The following is a 352-nucleotide window of genomic DNA, read 5'->3' as shown; positions in this document are numbered from 1 at the left end:
TACGAATACGTTCGCCACAATTCTTGCATATCATCACATAGTGGCGTATCTCCTTGACTACCGGCTTCAGTTCCGGAATTGAGATTACTTGCGTCACATAGTCAAGTACACGCTCGGCATCTGCAAGGGACTCGCCACAATTAGTGCAGTAGTTGGGAACATCGTCCACTATTTCGTCTGGAGCAGAAGAGCAGGATAGCTTATGTCCGTCATGCCCCTCCTGACCGCCAGGCTTCTTGCCGCTTGGCTTGCGGAGAGTCTTCGTCCTTCTGATGATTTCGTCTTTCATACCCTCCTTGCTCGGCGGAGTGCTGCTGTTACCAGAATTCTTCTTGGGGTTCTCGTATTTAGA

Annotated in this window: 1 pseudogene; it reads right to left on the bottom strand. The window is 50.0% G+C overall.

The annotated features are described in order from the left end of the window. Nucleotides 1-289: pseudogene (locus ELS82_RS27895) on the bottom strand (IS66 family transposase zinc-finger binding domain-containing protein); the annotation flags it as partial. Nucleotides 290-352 lie beyond the last annotated feature (63 nt).

This window comes from Vibrio ouci, assembly GCF_004551525.1.
Taxonomy (GTDB): Bacteria; Pseudomonadota; Gammaproteobacteria; order Enterobacterales; family Vibrionaceae; genus Vibrio; species Vibrio ouci.
Note: the sequence above shows the minus strand (reverse complement) of the source record. Positions and strands in the feature narration are given on the sequence as shown.